General features: G+C 70.7%; 24 protein-coding genes. 4 read left to right on the top strand and 20 right to left on the bottom strand.

What is annotated here, in order from left to right; genetic code table 11:
- Positions 1-12: 12 nt before the first annotated feature.
- The 9 genes from gmk to pyrR all read right to left on the bottom strand — a co-directional run bounded on the left by gmk (position 13) and on the right by pyrR (position 10,087).
- Complete coding sequence (gene gmk / locus BN1701_RS14265) at positions 13-618, bottom strand: guanylate kinase (RefSeq protein ID WP_054049097.1); 606 nt, start codon at positions 616-618, stop codon at positions 13-15.
- Positions 615-932: an integration host factor, actinobacterial type gene (mihF, locus tag BN1701_RS14270; protein WP_018686179.1), complete on the bottom strand. Its 318-nt coding sequence runs from the start codon at positions 930-932 to the stop codon at positions 615-617. The genes gmk and mihF overlap by 4 nt, the downstream gene beginning before the upstream one ends.
- Before the next feature lie 399 nt (positions 933-1,331).
- Positions 1,332-2,159 carry an orotidine-5'-phosphate decarboxylase gene (gene pyrF, locus BN1701_RS14275; protein ID WP_054049099.1) on the bottom strand — a complete coding sequence of 276 codons (828 nt, stop codon included), beginning with the start codon at positions 2,157-2,159 and terminating at the stop codon, positions 1,332-1,334.
- Positions 2,156-5,485 carry a carbamoyl-phosphate synthase large subunit gene (carB, locus tag BN1701_RS14280; RefSeq protein WP_054049101.1) on the bottom strand — a complete coding sequence of 1,110 codons (3,330 nt, stop codon included), beginning with the start codon at positions 5,483-5,485 and terminating at the stop codon, positions 2,156-2,158. The genes pyrF and carB overlap by 4 nt, the downstream gene beginning before the upstream one ends.
- Complete coding sequence (gene carA / locus BN1701_RS14285; protein ID WP_054049103.1) at positions 5,478-6,611, bottom strand: glutamine-hydrolyzing carbamoyl-phosphate synthase small subunit; 1,134 nt, start codon at positions 6,609-6,611, stop codon at positions 5,478-5,480. The genes carB and carA overlap by 8 nt, the downstream gene beginning before the upstream one ends.
- Positions 6,604-7,143: a hypothetical protein gene (locus tag BN1701_RS14290; protein ID WP_054049105.1), complete on the bottom strand. Its 540-nt coding sequence runs from the start codon at positions 7,141-7,143 to the stop codon at positions 6,604-6,606. The genes carA and BN1701_RS14290 overlap by 8 nt, the downstream gene beginning before the upstream one ends.
- 67 nt (positions 7,144-7,210) lie before the next feature.
- On the bottom strand, positions 7,211-8,491 hold the full coding sequence (locus tag BN1701_RS14295) for a dihydroorotase (protein WP_054049107.1): 1,281 nt from the start codon (positions 8,489-8,491) through the stop codon (positions 7,211-7,213).
- A 70-nt stretch (positions 8,492-8,561) separates the two neighbouring features.
- Entirely contained in the window at positions 8,562-9,500 is a 939-nt protein-coding gene (locus BN1701_RS14300) for an aspartate carbamoyltransferase catalytic subunit (protein ID WP_054049108.1), read from the bottom strand.
- Positions 9,497-10,087 carry a bifunctional pyr operon transcriptional regulator/uracil phosphoribosyltransferase PyrR gene (gene pyrR / locus BN1701_RS14305; RefSeq protein WP_054049110.1) on the bottom strand — a complete coding sequence of 197 codons (591 nt, stop codon included), beginning with the start codon at positions 10,085-10,087 and terminating at the stop codon, positions 9,497-9,499. Before pyrR ends, BN1701_RS14300 begins: the two co-directional genes overlap by 4 nt.
- A gap of 254 nt (positions 10,088-10,341) precedes the next feature.
- On the opposite strand from pyrR, the gene BN1701_RS14310 reads away from it, so the two are divergent.
- The gene (locus BN1701_RS14310; RefSeq protein WP_018686187.1) at positions 10,342-10,830 is read left to right on the top strand and encodes a transcriptional regulator; all 489 of its coding nucleotides are present in this window, start codon (positions 10,342-10,344) and stop codon (positions 10,828-10,830) included.
- Positions 10,831-10,900: 70 nt separating this feature from the next.
- Here the strand turns inward: BN1701_RS14310 and nusB are convergent, their stop codons facing one another.
- The 3 genes from nusB to BN1701_RS14325 are packed head-to-tail and all read right to left on the bottom strand — an operon-like array spanning position 10,901 to position 13,040.
- Positions 10,901-11,320: a transcription antitermination factor NusB gene (gene nusB / locus BN1701_RS14315; protein WP_054049112.1), complete on the bottom strand. Its 420-nt coding sequence runs from the start codon at positions 11,318-11,320 to the stop codon at positions 10,901-10,903.
- Between the two features lie 2 nt (positions 11,321-11,322).
- A complete protein-coding gene (gene efp / locus BN1701_RS14320; RefSeq protein ID WP_054049114.1) occupies positions 11,323-11,886 on the bottom strand; it encodes an elongation factor P in 564 nt (187 codons plus the stop codon).
- Between the two features lie 59 nt (positions 11,887-11,945).
- A complete protein-coding gene (locus BN1701_RS14325) occupies positions 11,946-13,040 on the bottom strand; it encodes a Xaa-Pro peptidase family protein (protein WP_054049116.1) in 1,095 nt (364 codons plus the stop codon).
- A gap of 61 nt (positions 13,041-13,101) precedes the next feature.
- On the opposite strand from BN1701_RS14325, the gene BN1701_RS14330 reads away from it, so the two are divergent.
- Positions 13,102-13,509, top strand: coding sequence for a B-4DMT family transporter (locus BN1701_RS14330; protein ID WP_054049118.1), 408 nt, complete (start codon positions 13,102-13,104; stop codon positions 13,507-13,509).
- Here BN1701_RS14330 and BN1701_RS14335 read toward each other — a convergent pair whose 3' ends face one another.
- The 5 genes from BN1701_RS14335 to aroC all read right to left on the bottom strand — a co-directional run bounded on the left by BN1701_RS14335 (position 13,510) and on the right by aroC (position 18,255).
- Positions 13,510-14,955 carry a beta-xylosidase gene (locus tag BN1701_RS14335; protein WP_054049119.1) on the bottom strand — a complete coding sequence of 482 codons (1,446 nt, stop codon included), beginning with the start codon at positions 14,953-14,955 and terminating at the stop codon, positions 13,510-13,512.
- 69 nt (positions 14,956-15,024) lie between these two features.
- Complete coding sequence (gene aroQ / locus BN1701_RS14340; RefSeq protein WP_054049121.1) at positions 15,025-15,459, bottom strand: type II 3-dehydroquinate dehydratase; 435 nt, start codon at positions 15,457-15,459, stop codon at positions 15,025-15,027.
- Positions 15,456-16,559 (bottom strand): 3-dehydroquinate synthase, encoded by a 1,104-nt coding sequence (gene aroB / locus BN1701_RS14345; protein WP_054049123.1) that lies wholly within the window; start codon positions 16,557-16,559, stop codon positions 15,456-15,458. The genes aroQ and aroB overlap by 4 nt, the downstream gene beginning before the upstream one ends.
- Positions 16,556-17,065, bottom strand: coding sequence for a shikimate kinase (locus tag BN1701_RS14350; RefSeq protein WP_054049125.1), 510 nt, complete (start codon positions 17,063-17,065; stop codon positions 16,556-16,558). Before BN1701_RS14350 ends, aroB begins: the two co-directional genes overlap by 4 nt.
- Positions 17,062-18,255 carry a chorismate synthase gene (gene aroC / locus BN1701_RS14355; RefSeq protein ID WP_054049127.1) on the bottom strand — a complete coding sequence of 398 codons (1,194 nt, stop codon included), beginning with the start codon at positions 18,253-18,255 and terminating at the stop codon, positions 17,062-17,064. Before aroC ends, BN1701_RS14350 begins: the two co-directional genes overlap by 4 nt.
- Positions 18,256-18,350: 95 nt before the next feature.
- Here aroC and BN1701_RS14360 point away from each other — a divergent pair, with 95 nt between their 5' ends.
- Together BN1701_RS14360 and BN1701_RS14365 are read left to right on the top strand one after the other, a co-directional pair.
- On the top strand, positions 18,351-19,163 hold the full coding sequence (locus tag BN1701_RS14360) for a TIGR02452 family protein (protein WP_054049129.1): 813 nt from the start codon (positions 18,351-18,353) through the stop codon (positions 19,161-19,163).
- An 85-nt stretch (positions 19,164-19,248) separates the two neighbouring features.
- Positions 19,249-19,980, top strand: a complete 732-nt coding sequence (locus tag BN1701_RS14365) for an A24 family peptidase (RefSeq protein ID WP_054049131.1) — start codon at positions 19,249-19,251, stop codon at positions 19,978-19,980.
- A 30-nt stretch (positions 19,981-20,010) separates the two neighbouring features.
- Here BN1701_RS14365 and BN1701_RS14370 read toward each other — a convergent pair whose 3' ends face one another.
- The 3 genes from BN1701_RS14370 to ruvX all read right to left on the bottom strand — a co-directional run bounded on the left by BN1701_RS14370 (position 20,011) and on the right by ruvX (position 22,803).
- On the bottom strand, positions 20,011-20,892 hold the full coding sequence (locus tag BN1701_RS14370) for a shikimate dehydrogenase (RefSeq protein WP_054055858.1): 882 nt from the start codon (positions 20,890-20,892) through the stop codon (positions 20,011-20,013).
- Positions 20,893-21,103: 211 nt separating this feature from the next.
- Positions 21,104-22,315 carry an endolytic transglycosylase MltG gene (gene mltG / locus BN1701_RS14375; protein WP_054049133.1) on the bottom strand — a complete coding sequence of 404 codons (1,212 nt, stop codon included), beginning with the start codon at positions 22,313-22,315 and terminating at the stop codon, positions 21,104-21,106.
- Positions 22,312-22,803 carry a Holliday junction resolvase RuvX gene (gene ruvX, locus BN1701_RS14380; protein ID WP_054049135.1) on the bottom strand — a complete coding sequence of 164 codons (492 nt, stop codon included), beginning with the start codon at positions 22,801-22,803 and terminating at the stop codon, positions 22,312-22,314. Before ruvX ends, mltG begins: the two co-directional genes overlap by 4 nt.
- Positions 22,804-23,250: the final 447 nt, after the last annotated feature.

The raw sequence follows: 23,250 nt of genomic DNA on the forward strand, positions 1-23,250 counted from the left end.
AACAGCTCCAGGTCACTCAGATGATGGCGTGAGTACCAAGGTTAGCAACTCGTTCGCAGCCTGCCGCACATCGGCGTTCACTACGACCGCGTCGAACTCCTTGGCGGCGGCCAGCTCGTCCTCGGCGATGGCCAGCCTACGGGCCACCACCGCCTCGTCCTCAGTGCCGCGCCCGGTGAGCCTGCTCACCAGCACGTCCCAGGACGGGGGCACCAGCATGACCAGCTGCGCCTCGGGCATGGCCCTGCGCACAAGGCGGGCGCCCTGCAGCTCGATCTCCAGGACCGCGGGCCGACCGGCGGCGAGCGCGGCCTCGACCGGCGCGCGTGGGGTGCCGTAGTGGTTGCCCGCGAACTCGGCGTGCTCCAGCAGCTCGCCCGCGTCGGCCATGCGGTCGAACTCGGCACGGTCGACGAAGTGGTAGTGCGCGCCGTCGATCTCGCCAGGGCGCGGACGCCGGGTCGTCACCGAGACGCTGAAGTACAGATCGGGGTGGAGCCTGCGCAGTTCGCCGACCACGCTGGACTTGCCGACCCCCGACGGGCCGGAGACGACAGTGAGCCGGGACCGGGCAGCGACGCCCGATCCCGGCCCACGGCCGTTGACGCTCTCAGTCACTCGCCGCTGAACTCGGCGAGCAGAGCCTTGCGCTGCCGGTCGCCCAGACCGCGCAACCGGCGGCTCGGGGCGATCTCAAGACGCTCGATGATCTGCTGGGCACGCACCTTGCCGACGCCCGGAAGGGCCTCGAGCAGGGCGGTGACCTTCATCTTGCCCAGCACCTCGTCGTTGTCAGACTGGGCCAGCACGTCCTTGAGGGTGGTACCGCCTCGCTTCAGGCGCTCCTTGAGCTCGGCTCGGGCGCGACGGGCGGCAGCCGCCTTCTCCAGCGCTGCGGCCCGCTGCTCCTCGGTCAGCTGGGGAAGGGCCACGATTTTCCTCCGTGGGGATTGGTTCTCCGGATCGGTGCCGCGACGTTACCGACCCCTGGCCTGCGAAGACAACGCGGGGGCACCCTGTGCGGACGGTGACGGCGCGACAGAAGTTGATCAACGATCGGTGACGGCAAGGCCGTGACCTGCGACAACTCTACGCGGATTCGCCCACTCGGGATCGTCACACACCGCGATCGAGTGCCCACGCGAGGCGAAAGTGTCATTTCCGCCACTCCCTGAGTTGTGGTCGATACACCTGGTTAGACCACCGCCCGCCACCTGCGAGAACAGATTCCGGGCACGCCGATGGGACCGGGGGCGTCCAGCCACCCCGGCCCCATCGTCCAACAATCCTCTTGTTCAACAATTCTAACGTTCAATTGTTGAACGATCGAGTCACGACGTGATGGCCGCCAGCTCGTCGCGGGAACGCAAGGCCGCCGTGCGGACTGCGTCGACGTCCGGGCCGTGCCGCAGGATGTCCCTGGAGGTCGTCGGGAGGACGTTCCGCAGGCCGCCGAAGACCCTTTCAAGATCATCAGCGCCCGCGCCCTGAGCGCCGACGCCAGGGGCCAGCACGGGGCCGTTGAGGGCCGACAGGTCCAGCCCCGCCTCCCCCACCGTCGCCCCGATGACCAGACCGACCGAGCCGAGCGGATCCGCGCCCGCGTTGAGCGCGGCGGCCTCGTCCACGATCGTCTGGGCGACCGTCCGACCATCCGCGCCGATCGCGCGTTGGACCGAGGCGCCCTCCTTGTTGGAGGTGAGCGCGAGCACGAACACCCCGGCCCCGGTGCGCCGGGCCTCATCGATCGCCGGGGTCAGCGAGCCGAAGCCCAGGTACGGCGACACCGTGATCGCGTCCGAGGCCAGCGGCCCGTCGCCAACGTACGCCGACCCGTAGGCCGCCATCGTGGAGCCGATGTCGCCGCGCTTGATGTCGAGCAGGACCAGCGCGCCCGCCGCCCGGGACTCGGCGATGACCCGCTCCAGCACCGCGACGCCCCGCGACCCGTAGGCCTCGAAGAACGCCGACTGGGGCTTGAGGAGCGCGATCTCCCCCGCCAGCGCCTCCACACAGGTCAGCGCGAACCGCTCCAGCCCCGACACGTCACGCGGCAGGCCCCACGCGTCCAGCAGGCCGGGATGCGGGTCGATGCCGACACAGAGCCGACCACGCTTGGCGGTGGCCTCGACCAGCCGGGCGCCGAACGGCGCGGTCACGCCCGCACCGCCGAGGCCGCCCGCAGCGCCGACTGCAGCGCCTGGAGCGATTGCACGCCGATGTCGTCGCGGATCAGGGCCTCGATGCCGTGCACCGCCGCCGCCGCGCCCTGGATCGTGGTGATGCAGGGGATGTCGCGCGACACCGCGGCCGTGCGGATCTCGTAGCCGTCGACGCGCGGGCCGTGGTTGCCGTACGGGGTGTTGATCACCATGTCGACCCCGCCGCCACGGATCAGGTCGACGATGTTGTTCTCGCCCTCGAAGTGCTTGCGCACGACCGTGCACGGGATCCCGTTGCGCCGCAGCACCTCGGCCGTGCCCGACGTCGCGAGGATCTCGAAGCCCAGGTCGGCCAGCCGCTTCACCGGGAACACCATCGCGCGCTTGTCGCGGTTGGCCACCGAGACGAACACCTTGCCCGACGTCGGCAGCGAGCCGTAGGACGCGGTCTGCGACTTGGCGAACGCCTTGCCGAACGACGCGTCGATGCCCATGACCTCGCCGGTCGACTTCATCTCCGGGCCGAGCAGCGAGTCGACGCCGTGGCCTTCCTTGGTGCGGAAGCGGTGGAACGGCATGACCGCCTCCTTGACCGCGACCGGGGCGCCCGCGGGCAGCTCGGCGCCGTCGCCGACGGCGAGCAGCATGCCCTCTTCCCGCAGTTCGGCGATGGTCGAGCCGAGCATGATCCGCGCGGCGGCCTTGGCCAGCGGCACCGCCGTCGCCTTGGACACGAACGGCACGGTCCGGCTCGCGCGCGGGTTGGCCTCCAGGACGTAGAGCACGTCGTCCTTGAGCGCGTACTGCACGTTGAGCAGCCCGCGCACGCCCACGCCCTTGGCGATGGCCTCGGTGGAGCGCCGCACGGCCTCCAGGTCGGTGCGGCCGAGGGTGATCGGCGGCAGCGCGCAGGACGAGTCGCCGGAGTGGATCCCGGCCTCCTCGATGTGCTCCATCACGCCACCCAGGTAGACCTCGTCGCCGTCGCACAGCGCGTCGACGTCGATCTCGATGGCGTCATCGAGGAACCGGTCGACCAGCACCGGGTGCTCCGGGCTGACCTCGGTGGCCCGCTCGATGTAGCCGGCGAGGGTCTCCTCGTCGTAGACGATCTCCATACCGCGCCCGCCGAGCACGTAGGACGGGCGGACCAGCACCGGGTAGCCGATCTCGTCGGCGATGCGCTTGGCGCCCGCGAACGACGTGGCGGTGCCGTACTTCGGCGCGGGCAGCCCGGCCGTGGTCAGCACCTCGCCGAACGCGCCGCGGTCCTCGGCGAGGTGGATCGCGCCGGGTTGGGTGCCCACGATCGGCACGCCCGCGTCGGCCAGCCGCTGCGCCAGGCCCAGCGGCGTCTGGCCGCCGAGCTGCACGATCACGCCCGCGACCGTGCCGGAGGACTGCTCGGAGTGCACGACCTCCAGCACGTCCTCGAAGGTCAGCGGCTCGAAGTAGAGGCGGTCGGAGGTGTCGTAGTCGGTGGACACCGTCTCCGGGTTGCAGTTGACCATGACGGTCTCGTACCCGGCCGCGCGCAGCGACATCGCCGCGTGCACACAGGAGTAGTCGAACTCGATGCCCTGGCCGATCCGGTTCGGGCCGGAGCCCAGGATCAGCACCTTGGGCTTGTCGTGCTGCGCGGTGACCTCGTTCTCGGCGTTCGGGTCGAGTTCGTAGGCCGAGTAGTGGTACGGCGTCGTCGCGGCGAACTCGGCGGCGCAGGTGTCGACGGTCTTGTAGACCGGACGCACGCCCAGGCGGTGCCGCAGCCAGCGCACGCCGTCCTCGCCCGCCAGTTCCGGGCGCAGTGCGGCGACCTGGCGGTCGGAGAAGCCCGCCCGCTTGATCCGGCGCAGCAGCGGCTCGTCGAGCACGGGGGCGTGCACGACCTCGTCGCGCAGCTCCACCAGCGAGGCGATCTGGTCGATGAACCACGGGTCGATGCCGCTGGCCTGGTGCACCGCGTCCACCGAGGCGCCGAGGCGCAGCGCGCGCTCGACGTTGTAGAGCCTGCCGTCGTGCGCGGTCCGCAGCGAGTCCAACATGGACTCCTGGGTCATCGTCGTCGGGTCGGCCTTGGTCCAGAAGCCCGCGTCCTTGGTCTCCATCGAGCGCAGTGCCTTGCCCAGCGCCTCGACGAAATTGCGGCCGATCGACATGGCCTCGCCGACCGACTTCATCGTCGTGGTCAGCGTCGGGTCGGCGCCGGGGAACTTCTCGAAGGCGAAGCGCGGCACCTTGACGACCACGTAGTCCAGCGTCGGCTCGAAGGACGCCGGGGTCTCGCCGGTGATGTCGTTGGTGATCTCGTCCAGGGTGTAGCCGATGGCCAGCTTCGCGGCGATCTTGGCGATCGGGAAGCCGGTCGCCTTCGAGGCCAGGGCGCTGGAGCGCGACACCCGCGGGTTCATCTCGATGACGACCATGCGGCCGTTGCCGGGGTGGATGGCGAACTGGATGTTGCAGCCGCCGGTGTCCACGCCGACCGCGCGCAGCACGTCGATGCCCACGTCGCGCATGTGCTGGAACTCGCGGTCGGTGAGGGTCATCGCCGGGGCGACGGTCACGGAGTCACCCGTGTGCACGCCCATCGGGTCGATGTTCTCGATCGAGCAGATGACGACGACGTTGTCCTTCTTGTCGCGCATCAGCTCGAGCTCGTACTCCTTCCACCCGAGCACGCTCTCCTCGATGAGCACCTCGGTGACCGGGCTCTCGGTGAGCCCGCTGGCGGCCAAGCGCTCCAGCTCGTCGTGGGTGTGCGCCATGCCCGAACCCAGGCCGCCCATGGTGAACGACGGCCGGATGACCACCGGCAGACCCAGCTCGGCGACCGTCTCGCGGACCTCGGCCATCGAGTGGCACACCCGGCTGCGCGGGGTCTCGGCGCCGATGTCGGCGACGATGTTCTTGAACTTCTGCCGGTCCTCGCCGCGCTGGATGGCGTCGATGTCGGCGCCGATCAGTTCGACGTTGTACTTCTCCAGCACGCCGCGCTCGTGCAGCGCGACCGCGGTGTTGAGCGCGGTCTGGCCGCCGAGGGTCGCCAGGATCGAGTCGACCGGGTGGCCCGCGTCGCGCTCGGCGGCGATGACCTTCTCGACGAACTCGGCGGTGATCGGCTCGACGTAGGTGGCGTCGGCGAACTCCGGGTCGGTCATGATCGTGGCCGGGTTGGAGTTGACCAGGCTGACCCGCAGGCCCTCCTCGCGCAGCACCCGGCAGGCCTGGGTGCCGGAGTAGTCGAACTCGCACGCCTGGCCGATGACGATTGGGCCGGACCCGATCACCAGCACGTGCTTGATGTCCTCGCGCTTAGGCATTCGATCCGCCCTCCATCAGAGTCACGAACTGGTCGAACAGGTCGGCGGCGTCGTGTGGGCCTGCCGCCGCTTCCGGGTGGTACTGGACCGAGAACGCGGGCACCTCGAGAGCGCGCACGCCCTCGACGCAGCCGTCGTTGGGGCAGTAGTGGCTGACCTGGGCGGCGCCGAACGGGGTGTCGAAGCGCTCCCCCGGCTCGCCTTCGAGGGCGAAGCCGTGGTTCTGCGCGGTGATCGCGACCCGGCCGGTGGCCACGTCGATCACCGGGATGTTGATGCCGCGGTGGCCGTAGCGCAGCTTGTAGGTGCCCCGGCCCAGCGCGCGGCCGAGGATCTGGTTGCCGAAGCAGATGCCGAACAGCGGGATCCGCCGCTCCAGCACCGACTTGGTCAGCGCGACCGCGTGGTCCTGGGTGGCCGGGTCGCCGGGGCCGTTGGACAGGAACACCCCGTCGGCCTCGACGGCGAGGATGTCGTCCAGCGTGGCGGTCGCGGGCAGCACGTGGGTCTCGATGCCGCGCGCGGCCATCATGCGCGGGGTGTTGGACTTGATGCCCAGGTCGATCGCGGCCACCCGGAAGCGGCGGTCGCCGTCGGCCTTGACCACATAGGCCTCGGCGGTGGTGACGTCACCCGCGAGGTCGGCGCCGAGCATCTGCTGGCTCTGCCGGACCTTCCCGACCATCGTGTCCACATCGGTCAGGTCGGCGCCGGAGAAGACCCCGGCGCGCATGGCGCCCTGTTCGCGGATGTGCCTGGTCAGAGCCCGGGTGTCGACACCGCTGATGCCGACCACGTTCTGCTCGACCAGCGCGTCGTCAAGGCCGCGGGTGGACCGCCAGTTCGACGGGACGCGCGCGGGGTCGCGCACGACATAGCCGGACACCCAGATGCGGCCGGACTCGTCGTCCTCGTCGTTCCAGCCGGTGTTGCCGATCTGCGGGGCGGTGGCCACCACGATCTGGCGGTGGTACGACGGGTCGGTCAGGGTCTCCTGGTAGCCGCTCATGGCGGTGCAGAAGACGACCTCGCCGAAGGTGGTCCCGGTGGCGCCGAAGGCCTCGCCCCGGTAGACCCGGCCGTCCTCCAGCACCAGCGCGGCGGCCGTCCGCGTGCTCCTACTCACCGTGCGGAACCTCCGGGGTCTCGGGCAGGGCGCGGACCGCCCGCGCCCAGTTCTGGTACTCGCTCTTGTCGTCGGCTCGGAAGCCGGTGTCGAACTGGTGGTCCTCGATCTTCCAGCGCACCACCAGCACGCCGTCGCCGCCCATCACCTTGCCCGCGATTCCGGCCTCGGTGCGGGCGTCGACCACGGCGTCCGCCGGGATCCACAGTGGACTCGCGCCGAGCCGGTCGAACAGCACGCCGGTGGGCAGCAGGTGAACGGTGGCGTCGGCGCGGAAGCCGATGTCGCCCACGGCGACCCGGTCCTGCCAGCTCTTGTCGGTGACCGTGCTCGCGTAGACGCCGGTCAGCGGGGGCAGCAGTTCCTCGGCCTCACCGCGGTTGATCCGGTCGATCAGGCCGTCCGGGACCGTGGGGAACGTCGGCAGCACGGCGGCCTGGCGGCGCGCGCGGTTGCGGTAGCCCCACCACATCAGGCCCGCCAGCAGCAGGAACACCGCCAAAACGACCAACGAAAGCTCAAGTCGGTTCATCCGGCCACCTCGCACGCTCGGTGGCGGGCACCGGAACACTGTGTCAAGGATTCGCTCGCAAGCTCGCTCATCGCGCGGCCTTCCCATCCCGAGCGGTGACCTCGCCGCGCAGCAGCGTCGCGACCACCGTGCCGGGCAGTTCCATGCCCTCGTACGGGGTGTTGGCCGCGAGGCTGGCCAGGTCGGCGCCGCGCACGGTCCAGCGGCCCGCCGGGTCGACCAGGGTCAGCGTCGCGGGTTCGCCAACCGCGATCGGCCGGCCCTGGTCGGGCAGGCCCGCGATCTCGGCCGGGCGCTCACTCATCACGCGGGCCACGCCGCGCCAGTCGAGCAGGCCGGGCTCGACCATGGTCGCGACCACGATCGGCAGCGCGGTCTGCAGGCCGAGCATGCCAGGGCGGGCCGCCGACCACTCGCAGTCCTTGTCCTGGTGGGCGTGCGGGGCGTGGTCAGTGGCCACGACGTCGACCGTGCCGTCGGCCAGCGCGGCCCGCAGCGCGGCGGCGTCGGTCGCGGTGCGCAGCGGCGGGTTGACCTTGTTGACGGGGTCGTAGCTGGTCAGGCGCTCGTCGTCGAGGAGCAGGTGGTGCGGGGTGACCTCGGCGGTGACCTGGGTGCCCCGGGCCTTGGCCCAGCGCAGGACGTCCGCGGTGCCCGCCGTGGAGACGTGGCAGACGTGCAGCCGGGCGCCGACGTGGAATGCCAACAGGCAGTCGCGGGCGACGATCGACTCCTCGGCGACCGCGGGCCAGCCCGCCAGGCCGAGCCGGGCGGCGATCTCGCCCTCGTGTGCCTGCGCGCCGACGGTGAGGCGGGGCTCCTCGGCGTGCTGGGCGATGACCGCGCCCAGCGCCTTGGTGTACTCCAGCGCGCGGCGCATGATCAGCGGGTCGGCGACGCAGAGGCCGTCGTCGGAGAAGATCCGGACTCCTGCCTGGGACTTGGCCATCGTGCCCAGTTCGGCGAGCTTCTCGCCCTTGAGGCCGACGGTGACCGCGCCGATCGGGTGCACGTCGACCAGGCCGACCTCGCGGCCGCGGCGCCAGACGTGCTCGACGATGACCGCGTTGTCGGCGACCGGGTCGGTGTTGGCCATGGCGAACACCGCCGTGTAGCCGCCGAGGGCCGCGGCACGCGAGCCGGTCTCGATGGTCTCGGTGTCCTCGCGGCCGGGCTCGCGCAGGTGGGTGTGCAGGTCGACGAACCCGGGCAGCGCGACGAGCCCGCCCGCGTCGATGACCTCGTCACCCGTGAGCCCGTCACCGATCTCGGTGATGACCCCGTCCTCGATCAGTAGATCGACCGGGTCCTCGCCGTAGGGCTTGACGCCCCGGATGACCAAACTCATGCGGCTATCTCCCAAGGTCGGCGGCTCCACTCGCGAAGGCACTGTGTCGATGATTCGCTCGCGAGCTCGCTCATGAACCGTCTTCCTCTCCGGCAAGCAGGTGGTACAGCACAGCCATTCGGACGTGCACCCCGTTGGCGACCTGGTCGGTGATGGCCGCGCGCGGCGAGTCGGCGACCGCGGCGGCGATCTCCATCCCGCGCAGCATCGGGCCGGGGTGCAGGACGACCGCGTGTTCGGGCAGCATCCGCGCCCGCGCCTCGCTGAGCCCGTAGGTGATCGAGTATTCCTTCGCCGACGGGAAGAAGCCGCCGTGCATGCGCTCGGCCTGCACCCGAAGCATCATGACCGCGTCGAGCGAGGGCAACTCGGCGTCGAGGTCGTGGCTGACCCGCAGGCCGGGCACCCAGTCGGCCACGCCAGTCGGCAGCAGCGTCGGCGGCGCGACCAGCACCACCTCGGCGCCCAGGGCGGTCAGCAGGTGCACGTTGGAGCGGGCGACCCGGCTGTGCAGGACGTCCCCGACGATGGCGATGCGCCTGCCATCGACCGACCCGAGCCGGTCTCGCAGGGTCGCGGCGTCGAGCAGGGCCTGCGTGGGGTGCTCGTGGGTGCCGTCGCCCGCGTTGACCACCGAGGTGCCGACCTCGGCGAGCCAGCCCGCGAGCCGGTGGGCAGCGCCGGAGGCCGGGTGGCGCACGATCACGCAGTCGGCGCCCGCGGCGGCCAGCGTCAGCGCGGTGTCGCGCAGGGACTCCCCCTTGCTGGTGGAGGACCCGGCCGAGGAGACGTTGACGACGTCGGCGCTCATCCACTTGCCCGCGATCTCGAAGGACACGCGGGTGCGGGTGGAGTTCTCGTAGAACATCGTGATGACCGTGCGGCCGCGCAGCGTCGGCAGTTTGCGGACCTCGCGGCCCAGCAGGGTCTTCTTCAAGCCGTCGGCGGTGTCGAGGATGGCCAGCGCGGTGGCCGGGTCGATCCCGTCGGTGCTGAGCAGGTGCTTCACGCGCTTGCCTCCGGTCGACTCAGCAGGACGGCGTCGCGGCCGTCGGTCTCGGAGAGCAGGACGTTGACCTCCTCGGAGCGCGCGGTGGGCACGTTCTTGCCCACGTAGTCGGCGCGGATGGGCAGTTCACGGTGTCCCCGGTCGACCAGGACGGCCAGCTGAACCGCGCGTGGGCGACCCGCGTCGCGCAGTGCGTCGAGGGCGGCGCGGATGGTGCGGCCGGAGAACAGCACGTCATCGACCAGGATGACCAGCGCGTCGTCGATCCCGCCGGTGGGCAGCGCGGTCGCGCCCAGTGGACGGGTCGGCTTGCGGCGGAGATCGTCGCGGTAGAGCGTCACGTCGAGTGTGCCGAAGGGCACTTGGACGCCCGCGAAGTCTTCGATCTTCGCGGCCAGGCGCGCGGCCAGCGGACCGCCGCGGGTGGGGATGCCGAGCAGGGCGACGGGGCTCGCCCCGGAACCGCCCAGCGCGGTCTTCTCGATGACCTGATGGGCCATTCGGGCGATGGTGCGCGCGACGTCGCCAGCCGAAAGCAGCTCCCGCTGCCCGGCCGGGTCTGTCGCGCCGCGATCTCGCGACGCCACAGTGGACTCCTTCCCCGCCTCACGGGACGGGTATTAAAGGATGTCGATCAACCCAGTTGACCTGGGCTCACAGCGACCGTATCAGGCCGATCGGAGCAGCCGTGCGGGTGGTGTCGGGCACCTGACACAACTGTCCTAGTCGGATCAGCTTGACCTGGTGACAACTCTGGGTAACCATTACTCAGCGTGTTGATTTGAAGCTACCCACGGCGGTGCCATAGCGCCGACGGGGCGAACGAACGGAGAACCGCCGCATGGGCGACTACGCCAAGGCGCTAGGGGCCAAGCTCCGCGCCATCCGCCAGCAGCAGGGGCTGTCGCTGCACGGCGTCGAGCAGAAGTCCGGTGGCCGATGGAAGGCCGTCGTGGTCGGCTCTTACGAGCGCGGCGACCGAGCGGTCACCGTGCAGAAGCTCGCCGAGCTCGCGGACTTCTACGGCGTGCCGGTGGTGGAGCTCCTTCCCGAGGGCCGGGTGCCGTCCGGCGCGGAGCCCGCCACCAAGATCGTGATCAATCTGGAGCGGCTGCAGCAGCTGCCGGCGGAGAAAGTCGGGCCGCTGGCCCGGTACGCGGCCACCATCCAGAGCCAGCGTGGCGACTACAACGGCAAGGTGCTCTCGATCCGCACCGAGGACCTGCGGTCGTTGGCGATCATCTACGACATGACGCCCGGTGAGCTCACCGAGCAGCTGATCGACTGGGGGGTGCTTCCGCCTGAGGCCCGGCCGTCGAAGGAAGACTGACCAGGCCCCCACACGCAGAAACACCCGACTCGCGGACGCGGTCGGGTGTTTCTCTGCGTTTCAGAGCGCTTTAGAGCGTCGCGCGAAGCTTGTCGGCGATGCCCGCGATCCGGCCGAGGACGCCGTTGACGAACCTCGGGGAGTCGTCGGTCGACAGCGACTTGGCCAACTGCACGGCCTCGTCGATCGCCACCGCGTCCGGCACGTCGTTGGCCCACAGGATCTCGTACAGGCCGAGTCGGAGCACCGCGAGGTCCACGGCGGGCATGCGCTGCAGGGTCCAGCCCTCGGCGTGTTCGGTGAGCAGTTCGTCGATGCGGGACTGGTGGGCCCGCACTCCCTCGACCAGGGTGACGGTGTAGTCGTTCACCGGGGGCACGTCGGGCGAACCGACCCGGTCGGCCAACAGGGTGACCGGGTCGTCGCCACGCAGGGCCGCCTCGAAGAGGAGGTCGACCGCGCGTTTGCGTGCCTTGCTGCGGGCGCCCATTATCAGCCGCTGACTCGGCCGAGGTAGCGCCCGTCGCGGGTGTCGACCTTGACCTTCTCGCCGGTGGTCACGAACAGCGGGACCTGGATCTCCGCGCCGGTCTCCAGCTTGGCGGGCTTGGTTCCGCCGGTGGAGCGGTCGCCCTGCAGGCCGGGGTCGGTGTGCTCGATGACGAGCTCGACCGACGTCGGCAGTTCGATGAACAGCGGCGAGCCCTCGTGCGAGGAGACGATCGCGGTGCTGTTCTCCAGCATGTACTTGGCGGCGTCGCCGACGACCGTTGGCGTGATCTGGATCTGCTCGTAGGTGTCGCCGTCCATGAAGACGTACTCGGAGCCGTCGTTGTAGAGGTAGGTCATCTCGCGGCGGTCGACCGTGGCGGTGTCGACCTTGACGCCCGCGTTGAACGTCTTGTCGACGACCTTGCCGGTCAGGACGTGCTTGAGCTTGGTCCGCACGAACGCGGGGCCCTTGCCCGGCTTGACGTGCTGGAACTCGGTCACGGTCCAGAGCTGGCCCTCGAGGTTGAGCACCAGGCCGTTCTTCAGGTCGTTGGTCGAGGCCACGAGCTAGATCTCCTGTGTTCGCGCGCGCATGGGGTGATCGCCAGCGGGCTGGGTGCCCGTCAGACGACCATGAGCTGCTTGGTGGTCAGCGTGAGGAGTTCGGGACCTTCATCCCGCACGACCAGCGTGTCCTCGATGCGGACACCGCCTTTGCCGGACAGGTACACCCCCGGCTCGACCGTGACCGCCATGCCGGCCGAAAGTGTACCTTCACCGGTCTTGCCCAAGGCGGGTGCCTCGTGGATCTGCAGGCCAACGCCATGCCCGAGGCCGTGCAGGAACTCGTCGCCGTGGCCCGCGCGCTCGATGAGGTCGCGGGCGGCGGCGTCCACGTCCTGGACATGGGCGCCCGGCTTGAGCGCGGCGCGGCCCGCGGCCTGGGCGGCGGCCACGAGGTCGTACAGCTCCCGCTGCCAGTCGGCGGGGGCGCCCAGGACAAGGGTCCTGGTCATGTCGGAGTGGTAGCCGTCGATCTGGGCGCCGAAATCGAGTTTGACGAAGTCGCCATGGTGCAGCACGGCGTCGGTCGGCCGGTGGTGCGGGATCGCGGAGTTGGCGCCCGCGGCGACGATCGACTCGAACGCGGGCTTGGTGGCGCCATGGTCGAGCATCCGGTTCTCCAGGTCGCGGGCCACCTCCCGCTCGGTGCGGCCCGCGGCCAGGCCGCCGTGCTCGATGAGATCGGCCAGCGCCCGGTCGGCCGCGGCGCAGGCCATCCGCAGCGCCTCGACCTCGGTGTCGTCCTTGACCAGCCGCAGCCGCTCGATGAGGTTGGGCGCGCGGACGAGTTCGACCGACGGCGCGGCGTCGGCGAGCACGTCGAGGCTGTCCACGGACACGTGCTGGCTCTCGAAGCCCGTGCGGCGGTAGGCGGCGTCCTTGTCGGCGCGCTCGGCGAGGGCGAGAACGCTGGCCCGCTCGATCACGTGCTCCAACTCCGGCACCTGGCGGGCGGCCTGGGCGAGATAGCGGCCGTCGGTGCAAAACACCGTCCGGTCATCGTCGGCGGCGTGCACCAGCAGCGCGCCGTTGGAGCCGGTGAACCCGGTCAGATAGCGCAGGTTCAGCAGGTCGACGACAAGCAATGCGTCCAGTTCCAACTCCCGCATCGCCGTCCGGAGAGCCGCTCGCCGTTTCACATGTGCCTCGGGCATGAACTGAGCGTACGACTGAGCGGGGCGACGCGTTGGGGCCATCAGGGCTTACTCTCCGGTAATGCGAACTTGGCTCGTGCGGGGGTTGGTGCTGGCTGTCGTCCACGGGGTGGCGGCGGTCTTCGTGGCGGCGCTAAAGGCGGAGCAGCCGACCGGGCGCACGGTTGTCGAGGCCATCGTGCTGGGCGTGCTCGTGGGCATCGCCGCTACGTGGGCGGCCATCGACGGCTGGCGCGGGGTGGCCGACCGCGGCCGGGCGTGGGTCATCGCGGCGCTCATCGCGGGCTGGGGCGCCGCGGTGCTCGGGGTCATCGGCCGGTCGGTATTCGTCGACCAGACCGGGGTCAGCGCGCTGGGTCAGGCGCTGACCGGCGGGGCCGCGTTCACCGCGCTACTCGTCCTGGTACCCGCGGGCCTTGGCCTCGTGGTCGGACCGCGGCTGGAGCGCAAGCACGAGGAAGCCGCCTGATCACGGGCCCAGCCAGGGACCCCGCTCGTACTCGGCCCACTGGCGGGCGTTGACCTGGGCGACCGGCGACGAGTTGAGCGCCGCGACGGCCGGGTCCGCGAACGGATAGAGCTTGCCGTCGAGCAGGAACCCGATGCCGGACTCGGAGCGCACGATCTTCGCCGCCGCGTCGACTTCGGCGAGAACCGGAGCGCCGTCCAGGCCGGGCACACGGGTGTCGATGACCCGGGCGGCGAGCTTCTCGGCGACCCCACGGCGTTCGACGCGGATCAGCCCGTCTGTGGTGACCAGATCGATCGTTCGCTGCGGCGACGGCACGGCGAACCCGATCAGCGCGCCCGCCGCGCGGTCGGGATCGAGGCACGCGCGGCTGCCGACCAGGTCGGCGCCGAAGTGGGCCAAGCCGGTCGGGGCGGCCTCCATCCGGGTCGCCCGGACCAGGTCGATCGGGACACGCTCGCACGGGTCGTCGACCGAGCGCGGCGCGTGGCCCTCGCTGTCGCGGACGAGTCCCGGGCCCTCCTTCCACGGTCCCGGTATCATCGCGGGCGGGTACGGCTGGACGCGGAAGTCCTTGTCCCAGAAGGTGATCCTGGTGCCGCCGTCGACCTCGTGGGCGATGGCGAACGCCGCGAGGGCGTCGATCCACATCACGTCGACGCTGAACGCGTCGACCACCGAGCGCAGGCGGGCGTGGGTGCTCGTGTCGCGGCGGAACCCGCCTGGGGCAAGGATCTCGACGTTCACCGCGAAGGTCGGGTCCTTGGCACGCAATACGAACTGGCCCGCGCCGTTCCAGCCCGCGGCGGCACCGGTGGTGTCGGTGAACAGCAGATAGAACCAACCGTTCACGTAGACGGCGGCAGGCTGTCCGGCGCCGTAGTCGTTGTCCCGCATGTGGTTGCGCGACATGGTGACGATCGGCTTGCCGCCGTTGGCACGGGTCCAGGTCCGGCCGTCGGGACTGGTCGCCAGACCGATCGCGCTGCCGTACGGATGATCGGTCTCGGCGCCGGTGTAGTACATGTAGTAGGTCGAGCCGACCTTGAGCACCGACGGGTCGCACACGTGCTGGGCGTCGAAACCCGTGCCGCCGCCGGAGAAGACCGGGACCGCCGCGCTGAACGGGCCGCCGGGCGAGTCCGCCTCGGCGACCAGGATGTCGTCGCCCGCCGGGCCCACGCCGCTGACCTGGCTGCACCACCACATCCGGTACTTGCCGCCTTCGAGCAGCAAAGTCGGCGCGTAGTTGTACGGGGCGCCGTTGCCGCCCGCCGCGACGTCGCCGGGGCTCTGCCGCGGCCGGTCGGTCGACAGGGTGACCGACTCAGGGACGGGCGCCGCGGGACTGGCGGTCGGCGCCGGTTGCGGCTGGCCCTCGGCGACCGTGCAAGCCGACACCAGACCCGCGACGACCAAGACCAGCGCGGCGCGACGGCGGGACATGCGGGCCTTCCGGGAACGACTGACTGTGGTCGCCCAGTGTAGGGAAAACGTCGCCCGGATGGGTGAAAATCAGGACTTAGCGTTGTCCGCCAGCCACCGCAGGGCGAGGGCGTAGCCGTCGACCCCGAGGCCGACGATGACGCCTGCGGCGAGTTCGGAGATGTAGCTGTGGTGGCGGAACGCCTCGCGCTTGTGCACGTTCGAGATGTGCACCTCGACCAGCGGGACGGTCAGCAGCGCGCAGGCGTCGCGGACGGCGATGGAGTAGTGCGTCCACGCGCCCGCGTTGAGCACGACCGGGATCCGCTGGTCGGCGGCCTCGTGCAGCCACCCGACCATGTCGCCTTCGTGGTCGGTCTGGCGGACCTCGACGTTGAGGCCGAGGTCGGCGCCGGTGTCGACACAGATGCCGACCAGGTCGGCGTGGGTCGTGCTGCCGTAGATCTCCGGCTCGCGGGTGCCGAGCCTGCCCAGGTTGGGGCCGTTGAGCACCAGAACCCTCACAGCAGCACCCCGCTCGGTCCGCTCTCGACCGCGATGGCCGAGTACGCCGCCGCCAGCAGCGCCGGGTCCGGGCCCTCCAGGCGGCTGGGCTTGGCCAGACCGTCGAGGACGACGAACCGCAGCACGCCGGACTTGGTCTTCTTGTCGCTCAGCATGCCCTCGATGAGCTGCGGCAGCGCGTCGGCGTCGTAGCCGACCGGCAGGCCGATGCTGGTCAGGATCGAGCGGTGGCGGTCGGCGGTCGCGTCGTCGAGCTTCCCGGCGAGTCGGGCGAGTTCGGCGACGAAGACCATGCCGACGCTGACGGCCGCGCCGTGGCGCCAGCGGTAGCGCTCGCGCCGCTCGATCGCGTGGGCGAGGGTGTGGCCGTAGTTGAGGATCTCGCGCAGGCTGGATTCGCGCAGGTCGCTGGCCACGACGTCGGCCTTGACCTGGATCTTGCGGCGGATCAGCTCGGGCAGGACATCGCCTTCGGGGTCGAGCGCGGCCTCGGGGTCGGCCTCGATCAGGTCGAGGATGACCGGGTCGGCGATGAACCCGCCCTTGATCACCTCGGCCATGCCCGCGACCAGCTCGTTGCGCGGGAGCGTGGTCAGTGTGGCCAGGTCGACCAGCACGGCGGAGGGCTCGTGGAAGACGCCGACGAGGTTCTTGCCCGCCTCGGTGTTGATGCCGGTCTTGCCGCCGACCGCCGCGTCGACCATGCCGAGCAGCGTCGTCGGGACGTTGACGAGCTTGACGCCGCGCATCCAGGTGGCGGCGACGAAGCCCGCGAGGTCGGTCACCGCTCCCCCGCCGAGCGCGACCACGGTGCCCTGGCGGTCCAGGCCGATCCGGCCGAGCACCTCCCAGCAGAACGCGGCGACCGAGAGCGCCTTGCCGTCCTCGGCGTCGGGGATCTCGACCCGGTGCGCGTCGATCCCGGCGGCGGCCAGCTCGTCACGGGTGGCCTCGGCCGTGGCGGCGAGCGTCGGCTGGTGGATGATCGCGACCTTGGACGAGCCCTGGACCGCCTCGACCAGCTCGTCGAGCAGTCCCTTGCCGATCACCACGTCGTACGGCTTGTCCGTGGCGACCCGGATGCGCACTGGCTGCATCATGATCCTTTCAGTGCCGCGACCAGGTGGGCGACGATCTCGTCGGGAGTCTGGGTGTCGGTGTTGACCTCGATGCGCGCGACCTCGCGGTAGAGCGGCAGGCGGGCGTCGAGGAGTTCCTTGAACTTGGCCCTCGGGTTCACCCCGGCCAGCAGCGGTCGCGCGACGGACAGCCCGGTGCGGCGGACGCCCTCGGCCAGACCGACGTTGAGGAAGACGATTGTGTGTTCTTTCAAGAGCGCGCGCGTCTTCGAGGACAGGACCGCGCCGCCTCCGAGAGAGAGAACACCGCCGTGCTCGTCCAGCGCGGTCGCGACGGCCTGTTCCTCAGCGGCGCGGAAAGCGGGCTCGCCGTCGTCGGTGAAGATGTCGCTGATCGGCTTGCCCGCGGCCTCGACGATGTCTGCGTCGGTGTCGCGGAAGGACACGCCGAGCGCGTCGGCCAGCGCCTCGCCGATGGTCGTCTTGCCCGCCCCCGGCGGACCGACGACGACGGCGGCGGGGCTCACCAGCGGTTCCGCAGCGCGTCGAGGTACCCCTCGACGTTGCGCCGCGTCTCGGCGAGCGAGTCGCCACCGAACTTCTCCAGCGCCGCCTCGGCCAAGACCAGAGCGACCACGGACTCCAGGACGACGCCTGCGCGGGGGACCGCGCACACGTCGGAGCGCTGGTGGATGGCGACGGCGGGCTCACCGGTGACGACGTCCACGGTCGCGAGCGCGCGCGGGACGGTCGAGATGGGCTTCATCGCGACCCTCGCCCGCAGCGGCTCACCGTTGGTGATTCCGCCTTCCAGGCCACCCGCGCGGTTGGACCGGCGAGTAACGCCCGCGACGGTGCCCTCGGCCCGGTCGATCTCGTCGTGCGCCTGGCTGCCCCAGCGCGCGGAGTTGGCGAAACCCTCGCCGATCTCGACGCCCTTCATCGCCTGCACGCCCATCAGGGCGCCCGCGAGGCGGGAGTCGAGCCTGCGGTCCCAGTGCACGTGGGAGCCCAGACCCGGCGGCAGGCCATAGGCGATGACCTCGATGACGCCGCCGACGGTGTCACCGGCCTTCTTCACGGCCTCCACCTCGGCGACCATCGCGTCGGTCGCGGCCTGGTCGAACGCCCGAACCGGGCTCTCATCGATCGCGGCGAGGTCGCCGGGGCCGGGCGTGGGGCTGTCCGGGCCCGCCTGCGCCTTCCCGATGGACACGACGTGACTGATGATCTCGACGCCGAGGAGCTGGCGCAGGAACGCACGCGCGACGGTGCCCAGCGCGGTGCGTCCGGCGGTCTCGCGGGCGCTGGCGCGCTCCAGGACGGGCCGGGCCTCGTCGAAGCCGTACTTCTGCATGCCGGGCAGGTCGGCGTGGCCGGGCCGGGGGCGGGTCAGCGGCTCGTTGCGGGCGAGTTCGGCCAGCACGTCCGGGTCCACCGGGTCGGCGGCCATGACCTGCTCCCACTTGGGCCACTCGGCGTTGTCGATGTGCACCGCGATCGGACCACCCTGGGTGACGCCGTGGCGCACGCCGCCGAGGATTTCGATCTTGTCGGTCTCGAAGCCCATCCGCGGGCTACGCCCGAAACCAAGCCTCCGCCTCGCGAGTTGATCGCTCAGGTCGGTGGTGGTGACCTCAACGCCGGCGACCATGCCTTCCAGCACAGCGACGAGCGCGGGTCCGTGGGACTCTCCGGCGGTGATCCAGCGCAGCACGTCCTGATCCTGTCATGGCACCCCCCGGCCGCCACGCCCGGCTGTGACGAAACCCGGTCGACCGGCGCCTCACCTGCCGACTACGTTCCGGCGTCGTGAGTAGACAGTCACTGGCCGCGATCGCCGCCGAGACCGACCGCCTCGCGGAATCGGGCCCATACGCGACGGCGACCGCCGCCGCGGTCGCCGGAACCCGCCTTTACCTACCGTCGGACCCCGTCCCAACCGCACCCGATGCGCTGGCCTCCGGCACGTCGCCCGGCCACCCGTCTGCCACTACCGCGTCGCAGGCAGAGCGCCGCGCCAGCCCGGCGATCTCAGTGACGGGCGAATCGACCCTCGCGGCGGCGCGGCGCTTGGGCGGCGACGTCGCGTGCCTGAACTTCGCCTCGGCCCGCAACCCTGGCGGCGGCTACCGCACCGGCGCGCAGGCCCAAGAGGAAAGCCTCGCCCGTTCCTCCGGCCTCGGCGCCTGCCTCCGCGCCGTTCCCGAGTTCTACGCGCACCACCGCGCCACCCCGAGCCTGCTCTACAGCGACCGAGTGATCTACTCGCCGTCGGTCCCGGTCTTCCGCGACGACACCGGCGCCTTGATCGACCCGTACGAGGTCGCGTTCCTCACCGCCGCCGCCCCGAACTTCGGCGCCCTGCGCACGGATGATGAGCGCGCCCAGGTTCCGTCGATCCTGCTGACCCGAGCCACGCGTGTGCTGTCCATCGCCGCAGCGCACGGCCACCGGACCCTCGTCCTCGGGGCGTGGGGCTGCGGGGTGTTCCGCAACGATCCGTCGACCGTGGCTTCGGCGTTCGCACGGGCGCTGGCCACCGTGCCCGCGTTCGACACAGTCGTGTTCGCCATCCTCGGCAAGCCGGATCTCCGAGAAACATTCGCGCGCACGCTCGGCTGATACACATTTTCTCAATTCTGACAAACGCCCATCCCCATGCTATCGAGCTAATGACGATCGAACGCTCGTTCACTACGTTTGAAGCATGCACCTACAAGCGATCCGCCCCCTGGTAGTCCGCTGGGAAATCCTCTACATCGCAGCGGCCTTGGCCTCATTCGTCTTAGCCCCCGCCACCTGGCGTCTCCCGACGCTGGCCGTCGCCCTCGCACTCCCCGCAGGCATGGCCGCGGCTGCCCTGCTGCGCCACCTCCGCCGCCCGATCCACGCGCCAACGGCCTGGCTCGCTCTCCCCTTGGGCGCCATCTGGGCGGTGATCACCGCCCGCTGGACCAGCGGCGACATCCCAGGCATGTGGCTACCCACAGGCCTTGTCTTCACCTGGTTCGCGGTCACTCTCACCGTGGCCGACCTCCGGTCCCGAAGACTCCCGAACGCCCTGACCCTCTCCGCCTACCCCGCGCTCGGACTCACCCTCGCCGTCGCGGCCCGAGCCTCCCCGGACGTCTCCTTAGCCTGGCACGCCGTCGTGGGCGGCGGCGCGTTCCTCGCCTTCCACGCCGCGATCCACCTGTGGCGCCCGACGTCATTAGGCGCGGGTGACGTCAAAATCGCCTACCCGATTGGAGCGACCCTCGGCGCAATCAACCTGACGACAATCGCACCGGCCCTGCTCCTAGCGTCAGCTATCACCCTGACGCTCTATTGCGGAGTCAAATCGATCCACCGGAAATCCACGATTCCCTATGGCCCCGGCCTGCTCGGAGCGGCCACGGTCTTCGTGACGTTCCCCAACCTCGTAGGAGGAAGTTGGTAACTACGACGCGCCGCCGCCCGCCGACCGGCGTCAAATCGGGAGGGCGAGCACGTCACCTGTGGCCGACCGCAGCGCGGCCCGCATGGCCTCCCGGGGAGCCGACTGGCCGGTGAACTGCTCGACCTGAGCGAACGCCTGGTGGAGCAGCATGTCCAGTCCAGTGGCAAGACGACCGCCCGACGCGGCGACGGCCTCGGCGACCGGGGTCGGCCAGGGATGGTAGATCACGTCGAGCACGCAGGGCGCCTTGGCGAGGGCGTCGGCCAGCGGCGTGACTGCCGAGGCCGGGGCGGTGTTGACCACCACGGACGACGACGCGGCCAGCGCCGGGAAGTCCGCGGTCGACCACTGCTGGACGGCAGCCGCCAAGCCGAGACGCTCGGCGCAGGCAAGCGCTTCGCCTGCCCGGTCGGGGTCGCGGACGACGACCGTCACCGAGGTGACGGACAAGTCGGCTAGGCCTGCCAGCGCGGCACGGGCGGTGCCACCCGCACCGAGCAGGGTGGCCGTGGCTCCTGGGACGGGGGTGTAGCCACCTGCGGCCCGGAGGGCTCCGGTGACGCCGTCGATGTCGGTGCAGTCGGCGTGCCAGCCACCGTCGGGCTTGCGGACGAGGGTATTGGCGGCACCGACGGCGACGGCACGTTCGGTGGCGGTGGCGGCGGTCTGGAGGGCGGCGAGCTTGCCGGGCATCGTCACCGACAGGCCGACCCACTCCGGACCCAGCGACTCGACCAGGCCGGGCAGCCGGTGCTCGTCGCACTCGACGCGCTCGTAGGTCCAGTCAGCCAGCCCGAGCGCGGCATAGGCGGCGCCGTGCAAGACCGGGGACAGGGAGTGGGCGACAGGCGACCCAAGAACGGCCGCACGCCTGCCCCTCCCAGGGTTGGTACCCGGCGGGCCAGCCGACACGGGAACGGCCCGCGCTTCCTCAGTCGACGCGGAAACGTCACGCGCATGGTCGGCCGATGCGGGATAGGTCGGCGGGTGCTCGGCTGCCGCGTTGTCGGCAAGCGCAGGACCGGTCGATAGGTGGTCGGCGGCCGCGTGGGCGGCGGGCGCGCGGTTGATCAGCGCGTGGGCGGTGGGCGCGCGGTTGGCGGGGGCGCGAACGGTCGGTCGGTCAGTAGGCACCGTTCGCCCTGGCCTGCTTCACGTTGGCCTCGTGCTCGTCATTGGTCACGGCGAAGCAGGAAATGCCGTCCTTCTGACAGCGGACGAAGAACAGCCACGGCCCATCCACAGGCTTGGCGGCGGCGGCGAGGGCTTCCTTGCTGACCGCGGCGATCGGAGTGGGGGTGAGACCAGTGTTCGCGTAGGTGTTGTACGGGCCCGCCTTGGCCCGGTCATCGGGCTTGGTTGTGATGGCTGGGCGGTCGAGGACGTAGTTGATGGTCGAGTCGTACTCGAGCTTCATCGACTTGGCGAGCCGGTTGTAGGTGACCCGGGAGACCTTCGCGAAGTCGGCGGCGATGGCTTCGCGCTGGATCAGGGAGCCGATCACCAGGACCTGGTACGGGGTCAGGCCGGTGGCCTCGGCGATCTTGGGCATGCCGTAGCTCTGCAGGCGCGCGGAGGACTCGGTGATGACCTTCTTCCACAGCTCCTCCGGAGTGGAGCCGGGCCGCACGTCGTAGACGTCGGGGGCGATCAGGCCTTCGAGGCGACGCTTGGGCTCGGCGGCGCGGGAGGCGTCCGGGATGGCCCAGTCGGGTACGCCGAGGGCGGCCAGGTCGGCGGTTTCGGCGGTCTTTCGGAGGTCGTCGACGGACGCGCACTTCTTCTGGCCGTCGAGAGTCGCGCAGGAGGCGTTGGACAGCAGGGTGAAGATGCCTGGGGTGACCGCGGTGCCGTTGCTCAGGTCGTCGAGCTGGGTTCCCGCCTTGATCTGGAGGTTCCCCACCTTCGACGCGGGGCTGACGATCTTGGCGACGGCATCCTTGCCGGAGACCTTCGTGCGCATCACGTAGAACCCTGGCTGGATCGCGCGCACCTTCGTCTCGGACTCAGCCGCGGCGAGGAAGGCGCGGGGACTCGCGACGATGCCGTCGTCCTTGAGACGGTTGGCGATGGTGCCCGTGGTGTCGCCGCCCTGAACCTCGACGACGACGTCGCGCTCGCCCGCGCCGGTGAAGTCGTCGTAGCCGCCCAGGCCGGAGAGCTGACGCAGCCCGTACCAGACGCCGCCGCCGATGAGGAGCAGCACGACGAGGCCGAAGACGATGAGGCGGTTGCGCTTGCGGTTGCGCCGGGACCTCGCCTTGCGCGCGGCCGCGGCCGACCGCGGGCGCTCGCGGGTGGTTCGTTCCTCGAAGAGGCCGAGATCGTCGGTCATGAGTCCTCCGCGGATCGCGCGAGTGCGGCCGACCGGGCGTCTAGCCACGTCTGCAAGATCTCCACAGCCGCCGCCTGGTCCACCACTGCTCGCTGGCGCTTGCCCCGTACCCCTTGCTGGCTGAGCATCCGCGACGCGGACACCGTGGTCAGCCGCTCGTCTGCCAGCCGCACCGGCACCGGCGCCACCCGCCGGGCCAACTCGGTCGCGTAGGCGAGCGCGCCTTCGGCCGCCGTGCCGTGGCGCGCGGCCAACGTCCTCGGCAATCCGACTACCACTTCGACCACCTCGTGCTCAGCGACGAGCTCAGAGAGCCGGTCAAGGTCGCTGCCCGACCGTTCGTCGCGAGATAGCGTAACGAGCGGCGTGGCGAGCACCGGAGCCGGATCGCTCAGCGCCACCCCGACCCGCACCGAGCCGACGTCCACGGCGAGCCTGCGTCCGCGCCCCGGGTCGTCCACACCCGGCCGATCAGGCTTGGTGCTCATACCCGTCCACACTCCCAACAACCGGGGCCAGTCCACCGGACTCCACGAACATCCCGAACAGTCGGCCACACACCGTCGGCCACACAACCGCCACTTGGCCGTACCCACCCGCCCGCCGAACAGCAGACCGCACGGGCCCGCCCGCTCCCAACACGCGAGCCCGCGCTGACATCAGCAGGGCGGGTATGAGCACAACACCGGACTTCCCACCAGCGCTCGACACAAACCGACCGCACGGCAGACAGCCCGACAGCACCCGACGTTCGAACCCGCGCCACCCCAGCGGCAACCGAACGCGCGCCGGGCCTGCTGCCAACGCCCAGCTCCCAGAATTGGGCCTGCGCCTGCCGGGAAGCCGCACGCGCAACGCCGAGGCGACTGCCTGAGCGCCGCACGGACCGGCTGGCCGCACCCGCGACACCGAGGCGACTGCCTGAGCGCCGCACG

Origin of the sequence: Alloactinosynnema sp. L-07, from assembly GCF_900070365.1 — a bacterium.
Taxonomy (GTDB): domain Bacteria; phylum Actinomycetota; class Actinomycetes; order Mycobacteriales; family Pseudonocardiaceae; genus Actinokineospora.